General features: G+C 27.5%; 21 protein-coding genes, 2 pseudogenes and 1 riboswitch. Of the genes and pseudogenes, 2 read left to right on the top strand and 21 right to left on the bottom strand.

All coding sequences use genetic code 11. The annotated features are described in order from the left end of the window. Positions 1-193: 193 nt before the first annotated feature. From IR152_RS10030 to nrdE, 11 genes and pseudogenes are all read right to left on the bottom strand, one after another. Positions 194-502 carry a hypothetical protein gene (locus IR152_RS10030; RefSeq protein ID WP_227451714.1) on the bottom strand — a complete coding sequence of 103 codons (309 nt, stop codon included), beginning with the start codon at positions 500-502 and terminating at the stop codon, positions 194-196. Positions 503-795: 293 nt separating this feature from the next. Further along, complete coding sequence (locus tag IR152_RS10025; protein ID WP_227451713.1) at positions 796-1224, bottom strand: N-acetyltransferase; 429 nt, start codon at positions 1222-1224, stop codon at positions 796-798. A gap of 266 nt (positions 1225-1490) precedes the next feature. Further along, positions 1491-3404 carry an ABC transporter permease gene (locus tag IR152_RS10020; protein ID WP_227451712.1) on the bottom strand — a complete coding sequence of 638 codons (1914 nt, stop codon included), beginning with the start codon at positions 3402-3404 and terminating at the stop codon, positions 1491-1493. After that, a complete protein-coding gene (locus IR152_RS10015) occupies positions 3404-4150 on the bottom strand; it encodes an ABC transporter ATP-binding protein (RefSeq protein WP_227451711.1) in 747 nt (248 codons plus the stop codon). The genes IR152_RS10020 and IR152_RS10015 overlap by 1 nt, the downstream gene beginning before the upstream one ends. Positions 4151-4284: 134 nt before the next feature. Next, positions 4285-4461 (bottom strand): annotated as a pseudogene (locus IR152_RS10010) (undecaprenyl-diphosphate phosphatase); the annotation flags it as partial. Between the two features lie 232 nt (positions 4462-4693). Next, on the bottom strand, positions 4694-5614 hold the full coding sequence (locus IR152_RS10005; protein ID WP_413927486.1) for an ATP-binding protein: 921 nt from the start codon (positions 5612-5614) through the stop codon (positions 4694-4696). 93 nt (positions 5615-5707) lie between these two features. Next, on the bottom strand, positions 5708-6400 hold the full coding sequence (locus IR152_RS10000) for a response regulator transcription factor (RefSeq protein ID WP_227451709.1): 693 nt from the start codon (positions 6398-6400) through the stop codon (positions 5708-5710). A gap of 396 nt (positions 6401-6796) precedes the next feature. After that, positions 6797-7495: pseudogene (locus IR152_RS09995) on the bottom strand (ATP-binding cassette domain-containing protein). Between the two features lie 807 nt (positions 7496-8302). Further along, positions 8303-8824: a GyrI-like domain-containing protein gene (locus IR152_RS09990; protein WP_413927485.1), complete on the bottom strand. Its 522-nt coding sequence runs from the start codon at positions 8822-8824 to the stop codon at positions 8303-8305. Positions 8825-8901: 77 nt separating this feature from the next. Then, positions 8902-9873 carry a class 1b ribonucleoside-diphosphate reductase subunit beta gene (gene nrdF, locus IR152_RS09985; RefSeq protein ID WP_227451708.1) on the bottom strand — a complete coding sequence of 324 codons (972 nt, stop codon included), beginning with the start codon at positions 9871-9873 and terminating at the stop codon, positions 8902-8904. Positions 9874-9885: 12 nt separating this feature from the next. Further along, complete coding sequence (gene nrdE / locus IR152_RS09980) at positions 9886-11985, bottom strand: class 1b ribonucleoside-diphosphate reductase subunit alpha (RefSeq protein ID WP_227451707.1); 2100 nt, start codon at positions 11983-11985, stop codon at positions 9886-9888. Positions 11986-12464: 479 nt separating this feature from the next. On the opposite strand from nrdE, the gene IR152_RS09975 reads away from it, so the two are divergent. Next, positions 12465-13190, top strand: a complete 726-nt coding sequence (locus IR152_RS09975) for a pentapeptide repeat-containing protein (RefSeq protein WP_227451706.1) — start codon at positions 12465-12467, stop codon at positions 13188-13190. A 110-nt stretch (positions 13191-13300) separates the two neighbouring features. Here the strand turns inward: IR152_RS09975 and IR152_RS09970 are convergent, their stop codons facing one another. From IR152_RS09970 to IR152_RS09925, 10 genes are all read right to left on the bottom strand, one after another. Then, a complete protein-coding gene (locus IR152_RS09970) occupies positions 13301-14137 on the bottom strand; it encodes an IS3 family transposase (protein ID WP_311315438.1) in 837 nt (278 codons plus the stop codon). A 17-nt stretch (positions 14138-14154) separates the two neighbouring features. Beyond that, the gene (locus IR152_RS09965) at positions 14155-14472 is read right to left on the bottom strand and encodes a transposase (protein WP_003428598.1); all 318 of its coding nucleotides are present in this window, start codon (positions 14470-14472) and stop codon (positions 14155-14157) included. 230 nt (positions 14473-14702) lie between these two features. Next, positions 14703-15899, bottom strand: coding sequence for an ABC transporter ATP-binding protein (locus IR152_RS09960; protein ID WP_227451705.1), 1197 nt, complete (start codon positions 15897-15899; stop codon positions 14703-14705). Between the two features lie 2 nt (positions 15900-15901). Beyond that, a complete protein-coding gene (locus tag IR152_RS09955; RefSeq protein WP_227451704.1) occupies positions 15902-16927 on the bottom strand; it encodes a FecCD family ABC transporter permease in 1026 nt (341 codons plus the stop codon). A gap of 71 nt (positions 16928-16998) precedes the next feature. Next, positions 16999-18129, bottom strand: coding sequence for an ABC transporter substrate-binding protein (locus IR152_RS09950; protein WP_227451703.1), 1131 nt, complete (start codon positions 18127-18129; stop codon positions 16999-17001). A 232-nt stretch (positions 18130-18361) separates the two neighbouring features. Then, positions 18362-18544, bottom strand: a riboswitch (cobalamin riboswitch). 51 nt (positions 18545-18595) lie between these two features. Further along, positions 18596-19489 (bottom strand): dihydrodipicolinate synthase family protein, encoded by an 894-nt coding sequence (locus tag IR152_RS09945; protein ID WP_227451702.1) that lies wholly within the window; start codon positions 19487-19489, stop codon positions 18596-18598. A gap of 79 nt (positions 19490-19568) precedes the next feature. Next, positions 19569-20471, bottom strand: a complete 903-nt coding sequence (locus IR152_RS09940; RefSeq protein WP_227451701.1) for a fumarylacetoacetate hydrolase family protein — start codon at positions 20469-20471, stop codon at positions 19569-19571. A 47-nt stretch (positions 20472-20518) separates the two neighbouring features. Then, positions 20519-21679 (bottom strand): UxaA family hydrolase, encoded by a 1161-nt coding sequence (locus IR152_RS09935; RefSeq protein ID WP_227451700.1) that lies wholly within the window; start codon positions 21677-21679, stop codon positions 20519-20521. A gap of 153 nt (positions 21680-21832) precedes the next feature. After that, on the bottom strand, positions 21833-22138 hold the full coding sequence (locus IR152_RS09930; RefSeq protein WP_227451699.1) for a UxaA family hydrolase: 306 nt from the start codon (positions 22136-22138) through the stop codon (positions 21833-21835). Between the two features lie 97 nt (positions 22139-22235). Beyond that, a complete protein-coding gene (locus IR152_RS09925; protein WP_227451698.1) occupies positions 22236-23210 on the bottom strand; it encodes a 2-keto-3-deoxygluconate permease in 975 nt (324 codons plus the stop codon). 418 nt (positions 23211-23628) lie between these two features. On the opposite strand from IR152_RS09925, the gene IR152_RS09920 reads away from it, so the two are divergent. After that, entirely contained in the window at positions 23629-24405 is a 777-nt protein-coding gene (locus IR152_RS09920) for an IclR family transcriptional regulator (RefSeq protein WP_227451697.1), read from the top strand. The last annotated feature ends 401 nt before the right edge of the window (positions 24406-24806 follow it).

Genomic DNA, 24806 nt, shown 5'->3' with positions numbered 1-24806 from the left:
CTATACTTATCGCCCTTACAAAAAAAATACTTACCTCTTTACTTCAGTTTTTTTATTTTTCGATAAAATTTTTTCGTATAAGTGCACAAAATATAATGGAAATAATCTATATTAATAAATTATCAAAATAAGATTATTTCCATTACAAATTTTGTAATACCATATTATATATTTTTATATAAATATATATTTATTATGTTCTCAAAACGCCAACCATAACTCTCAAATCAATAGTTATATTAGATATACCTGATTTCATCAACCTTAAAATCTCTTCTTCATCTAATGATGATGTCAAAAGTGTCATTTTAACCAAATTTCTTAAATTTAATGTATTAATATTGTTCTTATAATTAATTCTATTATCATAAATCAAATCAAGATGCTTTTTAAACACATGTATAATATTTTTATTATTATAATTGCTATTTTTTATGTCTTTCTGTATACTTGTCCTTATTTCTTTTAAATAATTTGACTCTGGCACAATCTTTATTACCATTCCATAATTATTTAAAACTCTTGTAAATTCCTTATAGTTTGCAGGAGAAAGTATATTTAGTATTATATCTAACTTATTATCTTTAAATGGTAAATTTGCTAAATCTGAAATACACCATATAATTTATTTAAGAAATATCCTTCACCACAACCTGCATCTAATATATAGTTACTATACTTATTTAAAGTGTAATTTTAATTATAGATTTTATTTCTTTTCTTAAGTACCTGCAAGTCATAATTCTAAAAAATATTTTTAAAATTATGACTAACGAAATGATAAATATATTGATGTTAGTTACTATATTCCATTATGTATTCTTTAAATCCTGAGTCTTCATTTATTTGCTCTTCTACTATTTTAAATCCTTTTTTATTATAAAATACAACTGCTTCTTTATTGTCTTTGTATACTGCTAGACTTAGATTCTTGTATTCTTTAGTTACATAATCTAAGAGCTTACCTCCTATACCTAGATTTTGATAGTTTGTATTTATAAACAAAGCTCCTATAAAGCTTTTATCTATTATGCTTATAAATCCTTTTATTTCTTGACCATCCTCATATACAAATGTATCTGATATAGGTATATATTCGTTTTTGACAGTGTTATAGTTACTTTTCCAGTACTCTTTACTTATAAATTCATGTGCTTTGATTGTGCTTTCCTTCCATATTTCCATGATTTTATTTATATCTTCATCATTTGATTTTCTTATCATAAATTTTATTTCACCCCATTTTTGTATCAATTTTTATTTATAGTATAATACATACTTTTACCTAAATACACTTATACAAGTTTCGTCCACTACAATTTATAAATTGCAGAATTCTTTATAATTTATTATACAGGTTTTTAAATAATAAAAGATATTACTGGCTTATAAATTAATATAAATCCAGCAATATCCATTCATATAAGTATAAATCTAGTAGTTAAAGTTATCCGTATGATTAATGAAGATGTAATTTTAATTCCTACCTCCTAAAAATTAACTAAATTTAACCTTATCTCTTTTAAATAATTATTTCTTACAATTAAAAAATAAACTATTTGAATCAAGAACAAGCTTCCCATTACCAAAACAGCTGACGATGCTACTTCTATATCAAAAGAATTCTTCAAAGCAGTAAGTGCAAATATCGAATGTACAACTGCCACTACATAAGGCAACAAAAACACAATTCCAATCTCAATAGTTGAAGCTTTTTTAATCTCATTATATGTCATCCCCAATTTATTTAACTGCTCATACTTTTTCTTATCAACTTGACAATCCATATAAAACTTATTATATAAGAAACTACTTGTAGTAACAAAGAAAATTAAACCTATAAATATTGCTAAAAATATAAATGTAGAATACATTAATTTCCCAGTTTCTATCATTAAGTCTTTAGAGAAAAACAAATATGGCTGCATCCCAGACTCATTATTAAATTTATTCTCAAATTGTCTACATATCTCTATAGTTTTACTTGAATCCTCTACTTCAAATGCAGTAAATCTATCCACTATAAATTTTGATTCTATACTATCATAAAAATTATCCTTTACCACATACATATTTTTATAATATGCTGGCATAACACATTCTTCTACTTGTTTTGCCACCTTTAAACTTTTATTCCCTACAATAACATTTTCTTTGACTTTCTTATTTCCTGGTAAACTTGATAATAATGATATAGATTCATTATCTTCAAAACTTATAGGCTTAACCCCTATAGCCTCTGTTATTTCTAGGTACTTAGATTCTTTCATAATTCTGACATTAAAATCACTTTTCTTGGGAAATACAGTTTTAAATTCACCATTAATTATTGTATAGTCTATATTTTCTTTTTTTAGCTTAGTTTCTATAAATCTCATTCTTTCCTTATCTTTTTCTTTGCTATCAGGCTTCTTAGGGTCATTATGCAAGGTCATAGTTGAATAATATATTGTATTAGGATATATTAAATTAATTTGACGATTTACATCTTTCCAAAAAGAATAAACTGTACCTATAGCAGTAAATGCTACTGTAGAAGTTATAGTTATCAAGAAAAATATTCTAGCATTATCCTTTACTTTATAAATTAAGTTTGAAATCCAAAGCATATTTGTATTTTTTCTATAAAATCTCTTGTTTAATTTTAGCTTCTTCATAAAAAACACACTAAATTGAGAAAAGAATAAGTAGGTTGCTACTATAGTAAGAGATGTAACTGGAACTAAGCGCATATATGTCGTATATTGGTCAGTTGAGGTAACAGCATTATAATATGCTATTATAAACAGACAAATACTTAATATAGCAAGCATTAGTGATGTTTTAGGCTCTGGTTTTGGAGTTTTTGTCCCTTTAAGTAACTTCAACACCTGATTTTCCTTAACTATAAAAGAAGTAAATATTGATGTTAATATAGCTAAAACCATAAAGTAAATTAAAGTAGACAATATTGCATTTAATGGTATATAGAATTTTAATGGTGATAATTCTAAAAAAGTAGACATAATCACTAAAAATATCTTTGCAAAAATTAAACCTATTATTATTCCAATTACAGAAGATACTATATTTATTATCATATTTTCTATAAAGATTAGTTTCATTACTTGTCGTTTTGATATACCTGTAATATAAAGTATTCCAAATTCTTTATATCTGCTTTTAAGAAATACACTAACTGAATAAAATACAAAGAAGAATAAAAATAAATATGCAATTATCTTACTCATCTTAAGACCTTCTTTTAAATAATCAGGAAATTGATATATATCTAAATCTGGATGACTTGTAAACATAATAAAAGAAAATAGTAGTGAAGATGATATAATAATACTTGCTAAATATCCTAAATATGCTTTAATATTTCTTGAAATATTATTAATGGCAAATTGTTTTATGTTCATTAATTATCTCCTCCCAATAATGCAAGTACATCCATTATTTCTTGATAAAATTGCTCTCTACTACTTCCCTTATATATTTCATTATATATAGCTCCATCTTTTATGAATAATATTCTACTACAATAACTCGCTACTAATGAGTCATGAGTTACCATCATAGTAGTAACCTTATTTTCTTTATTTATCTTTTGAAATAGCTCCATTACAATCTTTGACGACTTTGAATCTAAATTACCTGTCGGTTCATCTGCTAAAAGTATTGATGGCTTGTTAATTAATGCTCTAGCAATAGCAGTCCTCTGAGCTTGACCACCCGATACTTCAAAAGTTCTTTTTCCTAATAAATCTTTTATACCTAATATTGTAGATACTTCATTTAATCTCTCATCTTGCTCTTTTACACTGACCTTATCTAATGTCAATGGCAATACTATATTTTCTCCTATAGTTAATGTATCCAATAAATTAAAATCTTGAAATACAAAACCTAATTCTCTTCTTCTAAATAATGCCAGTTCTTCACCTTTTAACAATAAAGGATTCTTGCCCTTTAGTTCCATAGTTCCTGTAGTTGGCTTGTCAATAGTAGAAATCATATTTAAAAGAGTAGTTTTTCCACTACCAGACGGACCCATAATTCCTACAAACTCTCCATCCTCTACACTAAAATTTATATCATTTAATGCGTTAAAAATTATTTTCTTACCATATACTTTACTTAAATTATTTACAGTTAAAATTTTCATTATTTAACTATCCTTCCTAATCTAATTTTTGAAATAACATATATATAATTGTTAATTATCATTTATCTTAGTTAGTTAATTTTCATAGATAAGAAATCTGCTTTTATCTATACACTAATTATGTTAGTAAAACCTAATATAGCCCCAAGTTGTATTACAACCTCAAACATTTCAGCAAATTGCCCCTTAAAATCTATTAAATTACCAACCAAAATCATATGACCAGTAGATGAAACTGGAATAAACTCCGTAAGCCCCTCTACTATAGCGATTATGATTGATTTCAATATAAAAATAATATCCAAACTCATCAATAAACATCCTTTCTTTTTTACAAAATTTCTTTTTTTATGTTATTTCTTATATTAATTGTAATTTAGATTAGAAAATTTAACTATCTACAAACATTACACAAACCTTACATCTATGTAAGGTTTGCAAATAAACTTTCTTAAAGTTTAATTATTTAACTATAAGTATTTCATTCAATAAATTGTATAATAAAAAAGTATAATCAACTAAAAACTTATTGTAGCAGATGATTTACATCTTTATTAAATGATTCGTATCTTTATTAAAGACTATTGAAACTTCTGTACCTTTTCCTACTTCTGATTTTATACTTATTTTATGACCTAAATCATCACATACCTTTTTTACTAAATAAAGTCCCATACCTGTAGATTCTCCAAACTTACGACCATTTTCCCCTGTAAAAAATGGCTCAAAGACCCTTTTTATATCTTTAGAAACAATCCCTATTCCTTCATCTATTATACTTAAAATTACATATTTATTATTTTCTTCTGATTTTATAGTTAGGTAGTTACTATAGCCTCTAGAATATTTCACCCCATTTGTAATTAATTGACCTATTATAAATTTCATCCATTTTATATCTGTATAAACATAAGTAAACTTGTCTATTTGAATCTTAGGAATCATTCCATTTTTTATAAATAACCTCTTTTCTTCATTTACAATACCAGATACAATTTCATTCAATCTGGTCTTTTCAACCACAAAGTCTTTCTGAAAATTATCTGCCCTTGCAAAATGCATAGCCATATCTAGACCTTTATTTAACCTATCTATCTCCTCTCTTATATTTTCAGTCACTTCTTCTCCCTCATACTCTTGAAGCTGAAGACTTATAACTGATATTGGTGTTTTCATCTGATGAATCCACTGGTTGATGAAGGTTAAATGTTCACTATGTATCTTTTTATGCTCTTGTATCATTGATTGATACAACTTATGTTGTTGTTTTAAAATAACTGATATACTTCTCCCCAAGAAAGAATTTCCTAAATATAAAAATGACTCCTCCAGAGAATGTATACCTTTTTCAAATAGATTATATACTTCTCTATTTTTATAGTACTTATATATTAAAAAGCATAGCAATATAAAAGAACTAAACAAAAGAATATATAAACTCTCTCCAAAACTAATAAACTTCATAAGAGTACAGTAAATAATTGTCAGAACTATGCCTATATAATATACAAAAATATAACCTTTACAATCTTTTAAAAATAACTTCATACGTTCTCCTTACCAGTTTTTATTTAATTTATATCCTAACCCTCGCACAGTCTGCACAGCATTATCTATACCTAATTCCTCAAATCTTTTCCTTATCCTGCTAACATTCACATTTAACGTATTTTCTTCTACAAATTCAATATCATCCCATATCTTTTCTAAGAGATAATCTCTACTTACTACCTTTGGGTATCTTTTGATAAGACATTCAATCAGTATACCTTCTTTTTTAGTTATAATTAGATTCTTACCATTTAGTTCTAGTTCCAACCTTTCTGGATAAAACTTTAATCCGTCTAATTCCACTATTCTTTCATCTATTTTAGGGGAATATTCACCATATACCCTTCTTATATGACTCTTTATCTTTGCCATTACTACATCATAATAAAAAGGCTTTGTTATATAATCATCTGCTCCACTTTCTAAAGCTCTAATCTGGTCTACATTACCATCTCTAGCTGATATAAAAATTATAGGCAGATTCGACTGTTGTCTAATACATCTACACCAGTAGAAACCATCAAATTTAGGTAAATTCACATCTAATAGCACTAAGTCTGGCTTAAAACTTTCAAATGTAATCATTATATTATCAAAGTTTTCTTCGACAATCACTTCAAATCCATATTTCTCAATATAATCTTTGAGTAATGTACTTATTGATATATCATCTTCCACAATATATACTTTATAACTCATATAATCCCTCCTAATATACCTTTTTACTTATCATATAACAGTTCGATTTTAATATATTATAATCTTTTTACCTAATATGTAATTTTAATCATATTACTAACTTCACAATTACTGACTTAATAGGTACAACTATATTATTAGACATCTTAATAAAACTCTATAAAAAAGTATCCTTTTATTATTCATTAATCATTATTGTTAATTAATCATTTTAAAATAAATTCAAATTACTAACTTAAAATAGAAAAAGTTACCTTAATAAGGTAACTTAAACTTTTATTGTATTCTTTACTTAATATTATTTTAGCATAGTTTCTACTTAGTATTATATATTAATTCTTTTATGTTTACTTTTTTCTCTTGTAACTTATTTTTTATTAAATATTATTAATTTCTTTAAATGCTTTTATTTGATTTCATTGTCATTAAAATATCTTTTTTTAATTTAATATAGTAATCTGATGTCAAATCTCTATTATAATCATCTCCTACATTAAATTCTTTTATTTTTTTCTCGTCTGTGAAAACAACTATTTTCTTGCCTATCTTTAATGCTTCATCAATATCGTGAGTTACAAATATTAAACCTTTATTAGTTTATTTATGTATTCTTATAACTTCATTTTGCATATCAATTCTTGTAAAATAGTCTAATGCTGAAAAAGGCTCGTCCATAAACAACATATCTGGATTAAAATAAAAAGCTCTAGCTATACTCACCCTCTGTGCCATACCTCCTGATAATTCATTTAGATAAGAGTTTTTAAATTTCTGCAAGTTCATCATCTTAAGATACTTTTCTACATCAATACTGCTTTTTTTATTACATCTATTTGTTTTATTCAAATTATCATTGGTTTTTAAATCTCTAGAATAACCATTTTCTTTACCAGTATTTATTTCCTGGTATTTGAATTTTCTAAGCACTCTATCTAAAATATTATTTTTTCGTTGATTATGAAAAGCTATATTTTCACTTACATTTAGCCAAGGCATCAATCTACTCTCTTGAAATACAAAACCATTGCCCTTATCCTTAAACTTTTTACTTGCAAAATCCCTTAATTGTGTACATGGACAGGTTACTATCAACATGTCCTCTTTGCTTTTGATATATTTATCATATAAAACTCTACAAGTCCTTACTAGTATTGGTTCTATCATAGGTACTTCAAAACTATCTATCAAGTTATTTCTTTTTAAGAGATTTATACTTTCTGGACATCTACAATCTAACATTGTATTTTCAGTATTTTTTGTATACTCTTTGTATTGCTTCTTTACATATTCCAATTGTGGCTCACATTCTGCCATTATATACTCCTTTTTTATCAAGTTTTCTTTGACAATGTGAAACTTCTCTCCATACATTCTTTCTGCCACTGTATTTATTAGAAGATATTTATTCATAGCTTCCTCCCATCATTCAGTATTGAATATCATTATCAATCACTAATTTGAATGAGCATTTAAAATTTGTCAATACATTAATTTTTTCTTAATAAAATAATCTTTATCTACATTTTTTTACTATTTTGATTGAAATATTAAATAGTATATTTAATTTATTTTAATTAATAATATATACATGTTGCTAATAATCTACTTATATAATAATCTATAAATATTATATAATGATATGTATATAATTATATAATATTTAATAGTAACACTAATTAAAGTAGAAAAATTTAGAAATATTATGAGATATCAAATTGAATTTTGAAACTGCATTAAAAAATGAAGTCTCAACAGACTTCACTTTTTATAACTCTTATAAATAAATTATCCAAAATATTTATACTTCCCTTTCTACTTCAAAACGTAAAACAGTCTTCAATGATTCAGGCGATACTTTTCTAGCATCACTTATATAAATTTCACGATGTATGTGAGATTTTCTTATAAGTTTATTTTTTTACAAAATTCATTCATAATATTAAAACTTTCTGATTCATTATCATATGAGCCTATATGAAGCATTTGAACACATAGACCTTCATTGATAGACCCAAATTTAACTTTTTCAAGAAGATTATGTGGTTTCTTCTTTTTTACTATATCAATAGCTTTATCTAACAGGTCTTGTGTAACAAAATCTGGCTGACGTATCATTATAGTATAAATTAAATCTTCTTTAATAAGTACATCTAAGTATTTGCTTTTTTCTCCCTTATCCCATATACCTTCCAAAGGAAAAACAGTATAGTCAAAATACCCTTCTGATACAATTCCCTTTTTAGGCATGGTTTTTATTGCATATGCCAAAGAATAAAGCACTCCTATTGCTTCGGTAAATTCTTTAGAATTTGGGTCTCCATTCCCTTTTAACATGATAAATTTCTGCTCTGGTACTTCAATTATTACAGGATTCTCCTTAGGTAAATATAACTCTTTATCTCTTTTTCTCCATTCATATTTCATAAAAAATACCTCCATATATATTCTATACATTGATATTATCATGCTAAAGGTGACAACAGTATGTCACAATTTATAAATTATATTATAAAATCTTCATCCTCTAATTCCTCATACACTCCTTTTTGGTATCCATTCCCTTTAGTTGAAAAAAAATCATGTGTTTTAGTTTCAGTACTAAGACCATTTAATACAATTGGATTTATATCACCTACAGTATATAACTTCTCAAATCCTAGATTTTCTAAAGCTCTATTTGCATTGTATTTCAAAAAATTTACGACCTCTTTTTCAAGCCCACTTTCTCTGTATATAACATTTGTGTATTCTATCTCATTTTCCATAAGACTATAAAGTATAGAATACATCTTCTCTTCTAATATTTCCTTATCAATTTCATCAAATGAATTGTATATTTCTTGTGCAAGTAATCCTATATACTTACCATGTAAAGACTCATCTCTAAGAATAAGTGATATTATTTCTCCACTAGCTACCATCTTTCCTTGACCAGATAGATACAATGGATAAAAGAATCCTGAATAAAACAAGAAACTCTCTAAAAATACACTTGTAACCATTGATAAGTATAATCCCTTTTGATTTGTAGTATTTTCGTATTGAGCTAAGACTAAATCAGCCTTTCTTTGTAATGTTGGTTCTGTTTCTATCCATTCAAATAGTTCATCTATTTCTGAATTAGAGAGTAGAGTCATAAATATAGAAGAATAGCTTTTTGCATGTATTTCTTCCATAGTCCCCATAAAAGACAAGACAGCCTTTCTTTGTAAGTTTTCTGTTAAACTCATCATAGATGGTATTCCATTATTCCCCTGTTTTGTATCCAATAATGTTAAACCACCCAATACTTTTTTATATAATTCCTTTTCCTTATCACTTAGTTCATTCCATACCTTGATGTCCTTAGAAACAGATATTTCTTCAGGAAGCCAAAATTGTTTTACATTTTGTTCCCAAAAAGCCTGTGTAAATCCATCTTCTTCTTTATTCCAGTTAACTGCATTATGTATTTTATGTAAATTAAACGTCATATATTTCTCTCCCTATACTGAACATACTAGACACTCATGAGTGTCTCTTGTCATCTTTGTTCTTGTGTAATATAAACTCTTCAGACCTTTTTTATATGCATATATGTAATGTCTAGCTATATCTCTAGTTGTCTTCTCATCTGTGACAAACAGTGTTGTTGATATACCTTGGTCAACATGGTTTTGAACTGTTGCTACTAAATCTATGACCTTTCTCATATCTATTCTGTATGCTGATTGATAATACAACATATTATCATTCGTTAAAAATGGCATTGGATATATTGTGGTAGAATCTCCATACGTTCTTACTTCTACTGGTTCAGTAATTGGCATTATACTTGATGTAGCATTTTGAACATAACTAATACTTTGAGTTGGTGCTACTGCCATTAAATACGCATTATATATACCTTTTTCTTTTACCTCATCCAATAAATTTGTCCAATCTTCTTTTGTTGGTATATAAATACCTTCAAATAATGCTTTTACTTTTTCCGACTTAGGTAGATAAGATTGTTCATAGTATTTTGATAATACCTTGCTATTTCTTCCCTTAGCATATTCTGATTTATCAAATCCTTCAAAAGTTTGATTTTTTTCTATAGCTATTTTCATCGATGCTTTAATTGAATAATATCTAACCATTGCAAAAAATACATTAGAAAAATCTATAGCATCATCTGAAGTATATAAAATATTTTCTCTTACTAAGTATCCATGTAAATTCATAGCTCCTAATCCTATAGAATGAGACTTGCTGTTACTGTTACTTACGGTTGGTACTGGTCTTATATCTGTATTATCTGCTACAAACGACAATGCTCTTATTGCTGTCTCAACCGTACTTTCTATAGTTTTATTATCCATAACATTTGCTATATTTAAAGAACCAAGATTACAACTTATATCTTGTCCCCATTCATTTTTGCCTCCATATCCCTCTATTTCCGAAGGTATCTGATATTGGAATATTTCACAACATAAGTTAGACATCTTAATCATTCCAACATCTTTTAATGTATGTTCCCTATTAGCTGTATCTATGTACACTACATATGGATATCCACTTTCTTGTTGCATCTGTGCTATTTTAGTCAACATCTGTCTAGGATTTATTTCTTTTTTTCTTATATCCTTGTCATCAACCAATTTATCGTACCACTCATTCATTTCTATCTCATCAAGAGAAACCCCATATTTTTTATGTACAGTATGTGGATAAAACGCATATGCGACTTCATTTTTTTCTGCCAACTCCATAAATTTATCGGGTATTATAGCTCCTAGCGATAATGTAGCAAGCCTTATTTTTTCATCTGCATTTATCTTTTTAGTATCCATCAATAATTCAAAATCAGGATGGAATACAGTAAGGTAAACTGCACCGGAACCTTGTCTAGCTCCCATTTGATTAAAATAACTAAATGATTGTTCCAACATTTTAGCTACTCCAACAACACCCCCAGCTGCACCTTCTATATCTTTGATAGATTCACCAGATGCTCTAAGTTTAGATAAATTTAGTGCAACTCCTCCACCAATCTTTGATAAGTGATTTGATGAAGATATAGCATATGATATACCTTCTGTACTATCTTCTACAGACAGTAAAAAACAGGACACCATTTCCCCAGCTCTTTTTCTTCCAGCATTTAAAAAAGTAGGTGTGGCTGGTTGAAATTCTTGTTTTACTATTTTATCTGCTAAGTTTAGAGCTAAACTCTCATCACCATTTCCTAATGTCAAAGCTACAATTAATACTTTATCATTATATGTTTCTAATATTTCCTTTCCATCATTGCTTTTTAATGCATAATTTTGATAAAATTTATTTGCACTCATATATGATTGAAATTCAAACTGATGTTTATCAATAATCTCATATATATTTTTAATAAACTTCATACTATACTGATTTATTATTTCTTTTGAATAATAACCCTCATCTATTAAATACTTCAATCTTTCTTCTAAGTCATTAAATTTTCTCAACTTTGGTTTTATAAATTCTTCTATGTAACTACTTAAGGCTTCCTTGTCCTTTTCTAACTGATACTTACCTTGTTCATTTTTAATTATCACTTGATTGTTAAGCTCTATCCAATTCATTATTTACCGTCCTTTTAACATAATCTTGTGCTATAATTTCATTTAATTTGCTTATTATTTCTTTTAGTATTTATTAGTTGAAATCCACAAAATAACCTATAACTATCGGAATATAATAAGTATTTTTCAAAAACAAAAGCACTACATATAGTCAGTGCTTTATCTATTATATACTACATATAGTATATACACAAATTTTTTTATATCTAAACTTTTATTATTGTATCACTGATATTATTTTTGTTTAAATAAATTTTTATAAACTCAAATATAAAACAATACAAACTTATTATGGTATGTTTAAAAGTACAAATTATCTCTAAATAGTCTAAAAATATATTATAATATATTCAAAACAAAATATTTTAAATATTATATTTTATATATTATTTATAAGTTTTTTATTTATTGTTATATAATTAAATATATGACTATTTTGCTACTACATATATAAAAATAAATTCGTGAAGGTGATTTTAATGAAAACTATTTCTAAACAAGAATTAGAAAAAGCACTTGAGAAACATTATTTATGGCTTAAAAACAATAATGACGGAGAAAAAGCAGATTTAAAAGAATTAAGATTAGAAAACATGGACTTAACGGGATACTGCTTAAGTAATATTGACTTTTCGTGGTCTGACCTTATCAATTTAAATTTAGAAAAAGCAGATTTAGAAAACTCTAGTTTTAAGAATTCTTATTTTTCGGATTGTTCATTAAAAAATTCTATATTAAAAAATGCAGACTTAGGTGGTACAAATTTTAGATTTTGTGATTTATCTAAATCAGATATTAGAGGGGCTAATTTAGAAAATTCTAATTTAGAATATGCTACTTTGGACGGAGTAATATCAGATGAAAATACTCGTTTTTTTAAATTATACTGTCCTGAAACAGGAGCATTTATAGGCTATAAAAAATGTTTTAATTTTAGAATGGTACAATTATTAATACCGAGTGACGCAAAAAGAGTATCTGCTACATCAAATGCTTGTAGATGTAATAAAGCAAAAGTACTGTCAATTACAAGCATAGATGGCAAAGAATCTTTTAAAACTGCTCGTGCATATGCTGATGAAAATTTTATATATAGAGTAGGAGAAATGATTGTAGCTGAAGATTTTAATGAAAATAGATGGAAAGAATCAACTACAGGAATTCACTTTTTTCTAACTAGAGAGGAAGCTATAGGTTATCTGTAAAGTAACTTCTTTTTATAATGATATATATAAAACACATAAATAATAAAAAAAAGGCTGTCTCAAAATTGGATATGTCCCTGTCAAGTAGACAGACTTAAAAAAGGCTATCTTTACGCACAATGAGTTCGATATTCAATCGGACTCATTCCGTTTTTTAATTGTATTCTTTCATTATTATAAAAATAAATATAATCATTTATTAGACTAATCATTTTCTTTGGATCTGTAGTATCAATTAAATATATTAATTCAGATTTAAAATGACTGAAAAAACTTTCTATAGGAGCATTATCCCAGCAGTTGCCCCTTCGGGACATTGATTGTATAATACCATTATTCTTAAGCCTTTTAGAGTAAGATCTACTTGTATATTGTGAACCTTGATCTGTATGTAAAATACAATCTTTAGCTAAATTCATATTTATTAGTTGATTTACTGTATTATTAACTAATTTAGTATCCATTTTTGTACTTATCTCATATGCCACTATTTCACCATTAAATAAATCTTTGGCTACATTCATATATAAGAATTTTTTACCGATAGGTATGTATGTTATATCCATACAAATTTTTTCTAATGGTTGATTAGCTCTAAATTCACGATTTAATATATTATCATATATCTCATATGATTTAAACTTACCTCTATATACTTTCTTTCTAATAATAGATTTAATACCTAGTTCTTTCATCAACCTATATACTCTCTTATGATTAATAGGGGTATCAAGTATTTTATTTAAATAAGTACAAATTCTTTTTCTACCGTAAGTTCCTCTATATTTTTTATGTATTTCAATTATATAATCCTTAATAATTCTATCTTTGATACCCCTATCGGAAGATTTTTTAGAATAACTTAGCCATTTATAGTAACCGCTTCTTGACACACCTATCAACTTACACATACTAGAAATACTATACTTCCTAGACATAAGTTTAATTGTTTTAAATTTATCGCTTACTTTGACTTGTCCAATAGGGTACTTAACTTTTTTAAGAATTCATTCTCCATGCGTAAGTACTTCAATTCTTCTTCAACAGATTTAAATTTTCTATTATCATTTTCTAGACTAATATTTTTAAATCTGCCCCTAGTTTCATCATTAAATGCAGTTTTACCTTTATTTTTATAATCTTTTACCCAGTTTTGAACTTGTGTTTTGCTTCTTATATTCAGCATCTCAGCAATTTTGTATGATGAGTATCCTTCTTTTATATATAAGTTTACAGCTTTTAGTTTAAGTTCTTTGCTATATTTTTTGTGTTTTTTAGACATAGAAAAACCCCCTTAGAGTATACGCTTTTTAGACCTATTATAATAGCCTTTTATTTAAATGTCTACTATAAGGGGATTATACTAAAATAGAGATAGACCTTTTTTCATTGTTGAAATGATGAAAATATATTTGATTTCATACAAAAAGAGTGCCTCATGAAATAAAAAGTTCATTTTTAGACACCCACTTTTTATATTTTATAGTTCACAAGTACATTTTATTTTAAAGGTTATAGTAAATTATTCATATTAATACTATCTACTATTTGGGAAACTTTATCTATATATTCTATATTATTGTACAGATTATTATAATACTTATGACTCTCATCTCTATTTCTAAAAGAATAAACTTTTTTATTTAACTTCAAAGCCTCTTTTATAATATCTATATTCCTTTTGTTTATTTCACCTATATTAAATCCAGTATCTATTATAACCTTAGAATTACTTAGGCTCTTAATGGCCAAATCGAAATTCTCATCACTTATCAACTCAAATGGCTTTTCTGTAAACATCTTTATGCCCATAGTTCTACCAATTTCATAATCAATATCATTTTCATGTATTATTCCAGAGTATAGACCTATACCTTTTTTAGTAAAAACTCTATAAATTGGTGTAGCTTTACCACCACCACCAATTATAAAAACTTCATTTTTAGATTTATTACTAATCTCTACCGCACCTAATAGACTATTGAAATTTTTATCATCCAATTCATAAAGTGAATTTATGATATCTTCATCCACTACATCTTCAGGTTGCCCATAAGCTATGACTTTATTATTCTTTATAAGAGCAACTTTATCACAACTTTTTAATGCTATATCTATTTCATGTAAGGAAAGTATTACTGAAATTGATTTTTCCTTACTTAATTTTTTTAGTATGTTTATAAGCTCTAACCTATGTTTTATATCTAAGTGAGTTGTCGGCTCATCCAATATAATTATTTCTGGCTCTTGAACTAAGGCTCTTGCAACCAATACTTTTTGTTTTTCTCCATCACTTAGTTCATCAAAATATCTTTTTTTTAAGTGTAGTGCATCTACAGATTCTAATGCTTCATCTACCAGTATTAAATCTTTTTTAGATAAACTACCAAAAAATCCTGTATATGGATACCTTCCTATATTAACTATATCTTGTACAGTCATTAAATCACCTAATAATCTATTTGTAAGCACTAAAGCCATTTTTTTCGATAATGCCTTTCTTGATATATGATTTACATCTATGTCATTTAAATATATATCCCCTTTTATTGGCGTTATAAGTTTAGATAAAGACCTCAATATAGTAGTTTTTCCAGCACCATTACTTCCTAAAAGACATAATATTTCTCCATTTTTTACCTCTATATTTATATCACTCACAACTACTTTTTTATTATATCCTACACTTAAATTATTAGTTCTCAACATATCTAAGTCCTATCCTTCCTTTTCATCAATAGCATTACTACAATCGGTGCTCCTAACAAAGATGTTATTGTACTTATTGGTAACTCTACTGGTGACAAAATTACTCTTGATATTAAATCACAAAGGGCTGTAACTATACTTCCTAAAAAGATTACTACTGGTATTAGTACCCTATTATCTGACGTCTTAAATATCAATTTTGAAATTTGAGGCACTGCAAGTCCAATAAATCCTATAGGTCCTGCAAATGCCGATACTATTGCTGCCAATATACTAGATATAAATACTATAAAAACTCTAAAAAATTTTATATTTATACCAATACTTTTTGCATACTCTTCTCCTAATAAAAAAGCATTTAAAGGTTTTATTATGAATATAGTCATCAAAAGACCTAACATACCAACTATTATAAGTATTTCTACCTTTTCCCATGTAAATCCAGAAAAGCTTCCCATAGACCATATAGTAAATTCTTTTAGTTTCTCACTATTTGCAAATGATTGTAATACGTTTGTTATACCACTACACACATATCCAGTCATAATTCCTATTATTAAAAGAGTTGTTATATTCTTTACCTTATTTGCAAATAAAATGACTATAGACATTACAATTAAAGCTCCTACAAATGCTGCTACAAATATACTCATTGAATTTATACTCTCAAATCCCAATGTGTATCCTCCCAAAATCATAAGTGCTACTGACAAAGTAGAACCTGAAGATACACCTAATATATATGGTTCAACTATTGGATTCTTAAAAAATATCTGTAGTAAAATACCAGATACTGCTAAGCATGCTCCACCTACCATAGTTGCAAGTACTCTAGGAATTCTTATATTATATATTATTTTATAATGCTCTGTATTATCCATACCTCTTAATACAACATCTATTATTTCTTTCAGCTCAATTTTTACAGAGCCAAATGCTACACACACTAAAAAAGTAAGTATCATACTTATAATTAGTCCTATAAATACTGTAGTATTCTTTATTCTCATTTTATTGATAAAATCCATTTATATACTCCTCTTAACAACCTATATTAACTAAAATCCATAAAACTCATCTTTTAGTGTCGTCTTCTATATTATTTATCATAATTTATATAATGTTTGATTTTTTCACCTGTAGTACCTGGATGAAACATCTCAATTAAATCTACTATTAATTCATCAGTCTTATCTACTGATTGATAATAATCTGGAGCAAATACCCATAAGTTACCATTTTTTACAACATCTAAATCAGCCAATATAGGTGCGCTAGATTTTATAAAGTCTAAGTTTGGTGTATAATCTGAACTTGATGAGTATACAAATATATCTGCATCTTTTGCAACTTCATGTAATTGTTCAATGCTTACTCGTCCTTCATTTGAATCTATTGAAGCACATGCATTTATTCCACCAGCCATTTTTATCATATTATCTACATATGAATCTTTAGGCGCTATATAAGCATTTCCTTCATATACAGATGCCCATACAACTTTAGGCTTAGCTTTGTTCTTTATTTTTTCACTTACTTCTTCTATCCTTTGTACTGTTTTATCTAGTTCACTAGTAGCTATATCTTCTTTATCATAAAAGGCAGCTATCAAACTTGTCCACTCCATTCTTCCAAATGGATTTTGCTCTTTATATTCATTATCTACAACATAATTAAGCCCTAATTCTTTTAGTTTATCAATAAATTTTGTATCAGCTTCTGATAAACCACTACTCACTATAGTTAAATCAGGATTTAAGTCTACTATTTTTTCATAATCTGGTGCTAAGTTTGAACCAACATAATGTATCTTTCCATCCTTCATTAAATCTTTAATTTCTTTTATAGTCCAATATTGTTCTTCTGTTGTCACTGCTTTTATACTATCTAGTTCTCCTATTGTTCTTAGAGAACAAGCTTGTGTTGTGGATGCTATTAGTACATTATCTACAGGTGTTCTAACTATATTAGAATTTTTATACTTTTTAGGAATTTTAATCTTCTTAGGAATTAAAATTAGTTCTCTATTATCTCCATCAGTCACTTTTTTAATTCCATCTTCTAAATCCTCAACACTAAATCCACTTGCATATTTTAATTCTAACTTTTTACCACTACTAACTTGTGTATTATCTTTATCATTTTTACTGCATCCTATAAGACCTCCAACTAAAAAAACTACCATAACAATTAAAAAAAACTGCTTTAAAACATTTACCTTAAATTTCATCTCTTTCACTCCAATATCTTATTTTTTATGAGTGGCTAAAAAACTTTAATAATATATACTTTTTTAAAATATATCTTATTAAAATTATCTTAAAGTCATCTTTAATAAGTATAACCTTTTAATAAAATAAAAAACTTCTCCTAACTTAGAAAGGAGAAGTCTTATATATCAACTTTACAAAAAATGAATTGATATTTTCATTTTATTATAAATTACAATTTCCACCCTAAATTGAACCTATGTAATACTGGGCAGGTCTCCTGACTCACGGCTTTCCCTCTATCATCCTTCCCAAAATCTCTTACAAATCTCAGTGGATTTTGATTTCGTATCCGTATACAGTAGCGGGGGCTGTAGTGAATTTTCATCACTTTCCCTATTAAACTAATCTAGTACCCTAGTATTATTTAATTTAATTTTTGTTAAGATAATTGTAGTTTATTGTTGGCAACTTTGCAAGGTTGATTTAGCATATATTTAATTCATTCATCAATTTTTTAATCTCACATACTTGATTTTCATTTGGTTTTATAAAAGGAGCAGTCATATAATCACTTACTTTTAATCCTCTAATATTCATAGCTTTTTTCATTGCTGGTATAAATGGGTTTGTTATTGAATAAAAATCCATTGCTTTATTAATATATTTTTGAATTTCTATAACCTTATCCATATCTCTATTATTATAAGCTTCAGCCCATTTAGAACAAACTTCTGGAATTAAATTTGATAGTCCCCCTATACAACCAGCTCCTCCAGACATTAGATTATGTATAAAATTTTCGTCATAACCACTATATATCTTAAACTCTGGGAACTCTGCTTTCATAGTATTTATTAACTCTCTGGTATGTCCCATCAAAGTTACTGTATCCTTATATCCAACTATATTTTTATGCTTTCTCACAAGTCTTAGTGCAAGTTCTGGACTTAAATCATAGCCAGTTCTATCTGGATAATTATATAAATATATTTCTGCTTCTGTATTTTTAGCTATTTCACTATAAAACAATTCAATACTATCATCATCAAGAGAGAAATAATAAGGGCTTATTATCATAACTCCATCTGCTCCACTATTATGTGCATAATTTGAAAGCTCTATAGATTCATCTACACACATACGGCTTGTACCTATAAACACTTTTACTCTCTTATTTACATAACTAGTTACTAAATCTATAAGTTCTTTTTGCATATCCATAGACATATTAAAGAACTCTCCAGTACTTCCCATTATAACTAGTCCATCTACACCTCCATCTATAAGATAGTCGTATACTCTTTTATTTCCTTCTTTATCTAAATTTCCTTCTTCATCAAATATTGTAACAACCGGTGTCAAAAACTCTGCTTTCATAATTTAAACTCCTAAAATTTATTTTAATATGTTCATTAATACATTAGACTCTGTCTTAACATTGATTACATTAAAACATTTACTTAATGTAATTTTTTAAAATTCCAATACTCTCAATCTCACATTCAATTACATCTCCACTACTCATATATCGAGGAGGTGAAAAGCCCATCCCTACTCCAGAAGGTGTTCCAGTAGCTATAATGTCTCCAGCCTCTAAAGTCATACCTTTTGAAAGTTCTGAAACTATGTCTGAAACGTCTGATATGAACAGCTTTGTATTAGAACTTTGTCTTTCTTCACCATTTACTCTACTACATACCTTAAGTTTTATAGGAAAAGGAACTGCACTTTTATGTAAGATACATGGACCTAAAGAAGTAAATGTATCTAATCCCTTTCCTCTAAACCATTGAACGTGCTCTTTTTGCAACTTTCTAGCAGAAATATCATTTATAACAGTGTAACCAAAGATATAATCTTCTACCTCTTCTTTTTTAATATTAACACCTGTTTTACCTATTACTACTCCAAGTTCAACTTCATAGTCTAGTTGTTTATTTATATCAAAATGACCATCTATCTCATCTTCTGGTCCTATTGCTTTCGTTACACGTTTTGTAAAATAAACCGTTTTTTGAGGTTCTTCAAAACTATCATCAAAGTGAGTTTGAGTTTCTTCAAGATGGTCTTTATAGTTCACCCCCACACATAAAATATCATGTATTGGTTTTTCTATAGGAACATGTACAGTACATCTCTCCCTTTTAAAAACATCATAATTGTAAAATGTACCTTCATTTATAATAGTTTTCAACTTAATAACATCTTCTTTAGATATATTTTGAACCAATTCATTTAAATTTTTAAAATTTCTACTAAGATTTAAAGAATTAATGTCTATAATAAATAATTCATCTTTAGAAAAAACTCCAGACCTTTTACACTCATTTTCTCCTTCAGTAAAACTGACAAACTTCATAATCTCACCCTTTATCAAAATTCTATGTATTTAGTTTTTCTTAAATATTATACATAGTTACATACTCTAGCTATTGCCATTTCAGTATATCCAAGAGACTCTGCTTTTGATTGTTTTCCATTTGCTACATCTACAACCATATTTAACAAATCATCTGTTAATTCTTCCATTGTTTGTGGTCCATATATAACTGGGCTAGCATCAAAATCCATATTATCTTCCATATTTGCAAAAGTTATTTTATTCCCAGTTATTTTTATTACTGGAGCTATTGGATTTCCTGATGGAGTTCCCCTTCCTGTACTAAATACTACTATTTGTGCTCCTCCTGCTACCATACCAGCAACAGATGAAGCATCATTTCCAGGGGTATCCATTATAACAAGACCTTTTTTATCAATTTGTTTAGCATAATCATATACTTCACTTATTTGTCTATGACCACCTTTATGTATACAACCAAGCGATTTTTCTTCTAAACTTGTCAAACCACCAGCTATATTTCCAGGAGATGGATTACCTTCTCTAACTTCTTCCCCAACCAATTTTAATGAATTTTCATATCTATGTACTATATGCAATATTTTTTCTTTTACTTCTTCATTCACTGCTCTTCTAGCTAATATATGTTCCGCACCTATAAATTCAGTAGTTTCACTTAAAATTGATGTTGCTCCTAAATCAACAAGTCTATCACTTAATTCACCTATTAGTGGATTTGCTGCTAATCCACTTGTTGGGTCAGACCCACCACATTCAGTTCCTAATATAAGTTCAGATATTGGAAATTCTTCTTTTCTAAGCAAAGAAGCTTCTTGTGCCATTTCTCTAGCATAACGAACAGCCTTTTCTATAGTTTTTAAAGTTCCATGTTCTTCCTGTATTACAAGAGTTTTTATCGGTTTATTCGTTCTCTCTTTTATTGCATCAACTACCAAATCATTTTGGCAATTTTCACATCCTAAAGATACAACTATTACACCATATACATTTGGGTTTGCTGCATAACCAGCCATAACATCCATAGTTAATTGTTGGTCTGAATGTACTTGTGAACATCCATTTTGATTATTAAAGGTAACTGCACCTTGAACCTGTGATGCTATTATTCTAGTCGTATCTGATGCACACACACTAGTAGGTAATATTAATATGTGGTTTCTTATACCAACTCTTCCATCTGGTCTTTTATATCCATAAAATTTCATACTGATTTCCTCCTAAAATAGTCTATATACTTTATAATTTTTATATATTATAATTTTTATTACACTCACTAATCAAACAGCTAAAATCCTATTTAAAAACTATTTGACACTAAAAGCAATGAATACAACTTTTATAACTCTATAAATATTATTTTATATATTAGTCATAACTTGTTTATCCAAATCCTCTCTAACACTTCTAACATTATGAATATGTACATGTTGACCAATTTTTATTTCCTGATTTGCTTCTCCTATATGCTCACCATATTTAGTAACTTTATCACCTTGGGTCATATCTTTTATAGCTAATTTATGATAAATAGTTATATCATCTAGTGCTGTAATCGTTTTTACTGTTTTGTCTTTTAATTTAAAACTAATTTCACTACCTTTAGCTATTGCTTCAATAGCTACTGCAACATTATCTTTTTCATCAATTATCACTGCATTTATCATTATTCTTGCTCTCCTTTATAAATAATATAATTTTATTAATATCCTAAAATCTAATTAAAGAATTTATTATTTTAACAACAACTCACTGTAATATAAATTAAGCTGTTATTGTACCATCCTCATTTTGTTTTGGGAACTTAGGACATCCATACTTCTTAGCCCACCAACTAGTTATAAGAGGGACTAATATTGCAGTGACAACTACTGCGGCTGCCACTTGGGTTGTCGCTGTTGCAACATATGGTTGCCATGATGGGTCAACTAATGCAACAGCAGCAGGTACAGCAATTGCATTTCCAGCAGTTGTAGCTACAGCCCATCCTGCATATCCTGGACGTTTTCCTATAAATTTATCACAGAATACTATAAATATACCTCCTACAAATACAGATATTAATCCAAGTAGTACTCCTGATAAACCTCCTTTTAATATACTTGCAAGATTTATACTACTACCAAGTGCAAATCCTACAAAAGGTACGAGTAAATTACACCCTGGCTCTAAAAACTCTTTCATTTTTTTATCAAAATTTCCTATTATCATACCAACAAGTATTGGCACTATTGCAGCCAATAATGACATCAAAGGTACATTTGCAAGACCTGAAGTTCCAAGAGCTATTAATGTAAAAAATGGACCATCATTTAAAGTAAGTAAACTCATAGTTGCACAATCTGTTTCATCTCCATATGAAGTCATTAGTGAAAGATATATACTACCATTACTATTTGTAACTGCACTTATAACTGCTAAAGTTGTAAGACCAAGTACTCCATCCATCCCAAATAATTTTCCTATAAGTATACCTATTAAAGCTCCTATAGCAAATTTAGAACCAAGAAGTATACCACCTCTTTTTAAAACTTTTGGCATTTCTCTAAATTGAAGCTGAGTTCCCAAGCATACCAGTTGAACCCCAATTATAGTTGCAGACCCAACACTTGAAAATACTGCTGTCGTAAATGAACCTATTTGCACAATATCTGGACAAAAGGTATTAATGAAAGCTGCTATAAACATTGGCACTATCATCATACCTGCAGGAATTTTTTTAATAAAATCCATTATCATAAAGTTACTCCTCCTAAAACATGATATTTAATTACTCTTATTAAGTTTTTAGCTTTAATTCTAACGGCCGTTTTGGTTCGTATTTAAGAACTAAGTTTTTAATTACGAATCTTTGAGTTAATGATAGCATTTTCCTATTTATGAGTCAATAAAAAAATAAATTTTTGTCAAAATTTTTTCAAATTATCTGATAATATATTGTGTATTATCAAATGACTTCATTATATGTAAAAATACAAATTATTTAAAAACTAATTTTTAATGTATAACCTTCTAAAAAAATATCTATCTGTGTTTGAATTAAGAACTCATTTATATTCAAATCTACATATTTATTTTCTACATTGTAAAATATTGCATATTGTGCTAAAATCAACATATTCTAATACTTTAAATTAATAAAAAGAGGGGGAAATTTATGACTTCAGATAATCATCGCCCAACAGCTAGGATATTAGATATTTTAGAAGCATTAGCAGAATCCGAAAATGGATATACTCTTACAGAAATAGCAGATGCTATCAATGCTCCAAAAAGTAGCATCTTTCCTATAGTTCATACACTTAGTGCTAGAAAATATATTACTATTGATAAAAACACATCCAAATATTCTATAGGGATACGTTCTTACACATTAGGGTCTTCATTTTTTGAAAAAAGAACTATTTTTAACTATATAATTGACGAAATGACTAATATAGTTAATTCTTGTTCTGAGACTTGTCAGCTTGGTATACTTGACAATAATGAAGTTCTTTATATTGGCAAAGTAGATTCTCCAGAACCAATTAGACTTATTTCTTATGTTGGAAAAAAAATACCTGCTAACTGTACAGGTCTTGGCAAAGCTCTTTTATGTGATTTTGACAAGGAAAAGCTAATAAGTTTATATCCAGATGGTCTAAAAGGCTTTACTGAAAAATCAATTACAGATTTCAATGTTTTATATGACCAGCTTCTTGAAGTTCAGAAAACACAAATAGCTTCAGAATGTGAGGAGTCAATGGAACACCTAAAATGTATTGCTGTACCAATAAGAAAAAATGGATGTATAAGAGCTGCTGTTAGTGTAACACTACCATTATTTAGAGCTAGTGAAGAAAAAATAGAACTGATAAAAAAATTACTTTTAAATGCTCAGAAAAATATTCAATCAATGATGGAAGAACGCAATGAAGACATTGTAATAAATTAGATTAATATCTTGTATATAAAGTATATTAAAAATCGTAATAATTAAAAATTTTATTTTAAACTAATGTATTTATTTGATTTGTACAATAAAAAACAAAGTTGCTGACTTAATTACAGTAACTTTGTTTTTTATAATATTACTTGGGAAAAGATGTAGGCGTTGATAACCCTAATTTTGAATTGCTTGCAGAAAACTCTATGAAAGACGCTTTTGCTGGAGCTAATCCTGTTTTCTTTGATAAAGACAAGATTATAGAACTTTTTATGAAAATATCGGGGCTGTAAGTAGATTTGTGTAAAAACAAATTTACCTATAGTCTTTTTGGTATACAAAATTGGTAAATTTGGAATAATATTCATATAAAAAATTTTGGAGGTTTTGAAAATGAAAGATATAATTGT

This window comes from Clostridioides sp. ES-S-0108-01 (genome assembly GCF_020662285.1).
Classification (GTDB): domain Bacteria; phylum Bacillota; class Clostridia; order Peptostreptococcales; family Peptostreptococcaceae; genus Clostridioides.
This window is presented reverse-complemented; position numbering and strand designations above follow the sequence as displayed.

Excerpts from the sequence above, each read along its gene's own strand:
- IR152_RS09965 (WP_003428598.1), bottom strand. The coding sequence starts at position 14,472 with ATGTCTAAAAAACACAAAAAATATAGCAAAGAACTTAAACTAAAAGCT.
- IR152_RS10000 (WP_227451709.1), bottom strand. The coding sequence starts at position 6,400 with ATGAGTTATAAAGTATATATTGTGGAAGATGATATATCAATAAGTACA.
- IR152_RS10015 (WP_227451711.1), bottom strand. The coding sequence starts at position 4,150 with ATGAAAATTTTAACTGTAAATAATTTAAGTAAAGTATATGGTAAGAAA.
- IR152_RS10030 (WP_227451714.1), bottom strand. The coding sequence starts at position 502 with ATGGTAATAAAGATTGTGCCAGAGTCAAATTATTTAAAAGAAATAAGG.
- IR152_RS09950 (WP_227451703.1), bottom strand. The coding sequence starts at position 18,129 with ATGAAATTTAAGGTAAATGTTTTAAAGCAGTTTTTTTTAATTGTTATG.
- IR152_RS09935 (WP_227451700.1), bottom strand. The coding sequence starts at position 21,679 with ATGAAATTTTATGGATATAAAAGACCAGATGGAAGAGTTGGTATAAGA.
- IR152_RS09925 (WP_227451698.1), bottom strand. The coding sequence starts at position 23,210 with ATGATAATGGATTTTATTAAAAAAATTCCTGCAGGTATGATGATAGTG.
- IR152_RS09945 (WP_227451702.1), bottom strand. The coding sequence starts at position 19,489 with ATGAAAGCAGAGTTTTTGACACCGGTTGTTACAATATTTGATGAAGAA.
- IR152_RS10020 (WP_227451712.1), bottom strand. The coding sequence starts at position 3,404 with ATGAACATAAAACAATTTGCCATTAATAATATTTCAAGAAATATTAAA.
- IR152_RS09930 (WP_227451699.1), bottom strand. The coding sequence starts at position 22,138 with ATGATAAATGCAGTGATAATTGATGAAAAAGATAATGTTGCAGTAGCT.
- IR152_RS09990 (WP_413927485.1), bottom strand. The coding sequence starts at position 8,824 with ATGAAATATGAATGGAGAAAAAGAGATAAAGAGTTATATTTACCTAAG.
- IR152_RS09920 (WP_227451697.1), top strand. The coding sequence starts at position 23,629 with ATGACTTCAGATAATCATCGCCCAACAGCTAGGATATTAGATATTTTA.
- IR152_RS10005 (WP_413927486.1), bottom strand. The coding sequence starts at position 5,614 with ATGAAGTTTATTAGTTTTGGAGAGAGTTTATATATTCTTTTGTTTAGT.
- IR152_RS09955 (WP_227451704.1), bottom strand. The coding sequence starts at position 16,927 with ATGGATTTTATCAATAAAATGAGAATAAAGAATACTACAGTATTTATA.
- IR152_RS09940 (WP_227451701.1), bottom strand. The coding sequence starts at position 20,471 with ATGAAGTTTGTCAGTTTTACTGAAGGAGAAAATGAGTGTAAAAGGTCT.
- IR152_RS09960 (WP_227451705.1), bottom strand. The coding sequence starts at position 15,899 with ATGTTGAGAACTAATAATTTAAGTGTAGGATATAATAAAAAAGTAGTT.
- IR152_RS10025 (WP_227451713.1), bottom strand. The coding sequence starts at position 1,224 with ATGATAAGAAAATCAAATGATGAAGATATAAATAAAATCATGGAAATA.
- IR152_RS09975 (WP_227451706.1), top strand. The coding sequence starts at position 12,465 with ATGAAAACTATTTCTAAACAAGAATTAGAAAAAGCACTTGAGAAACAT.
- nrdE (WP_227451707.1), bottom strand. The coding sequence starts at position 11,985 with ATGAATTGGATAGAGCTTAACAATCAAGTGATAATTAAAAATGAACAA.
- nrdF (WP_227451708.1), bottom strand. The coding sequence starts at position 9,873 with ATGACGTTTAATTTACATAAAATACATAATGCAGTTAACTGGAATAAA.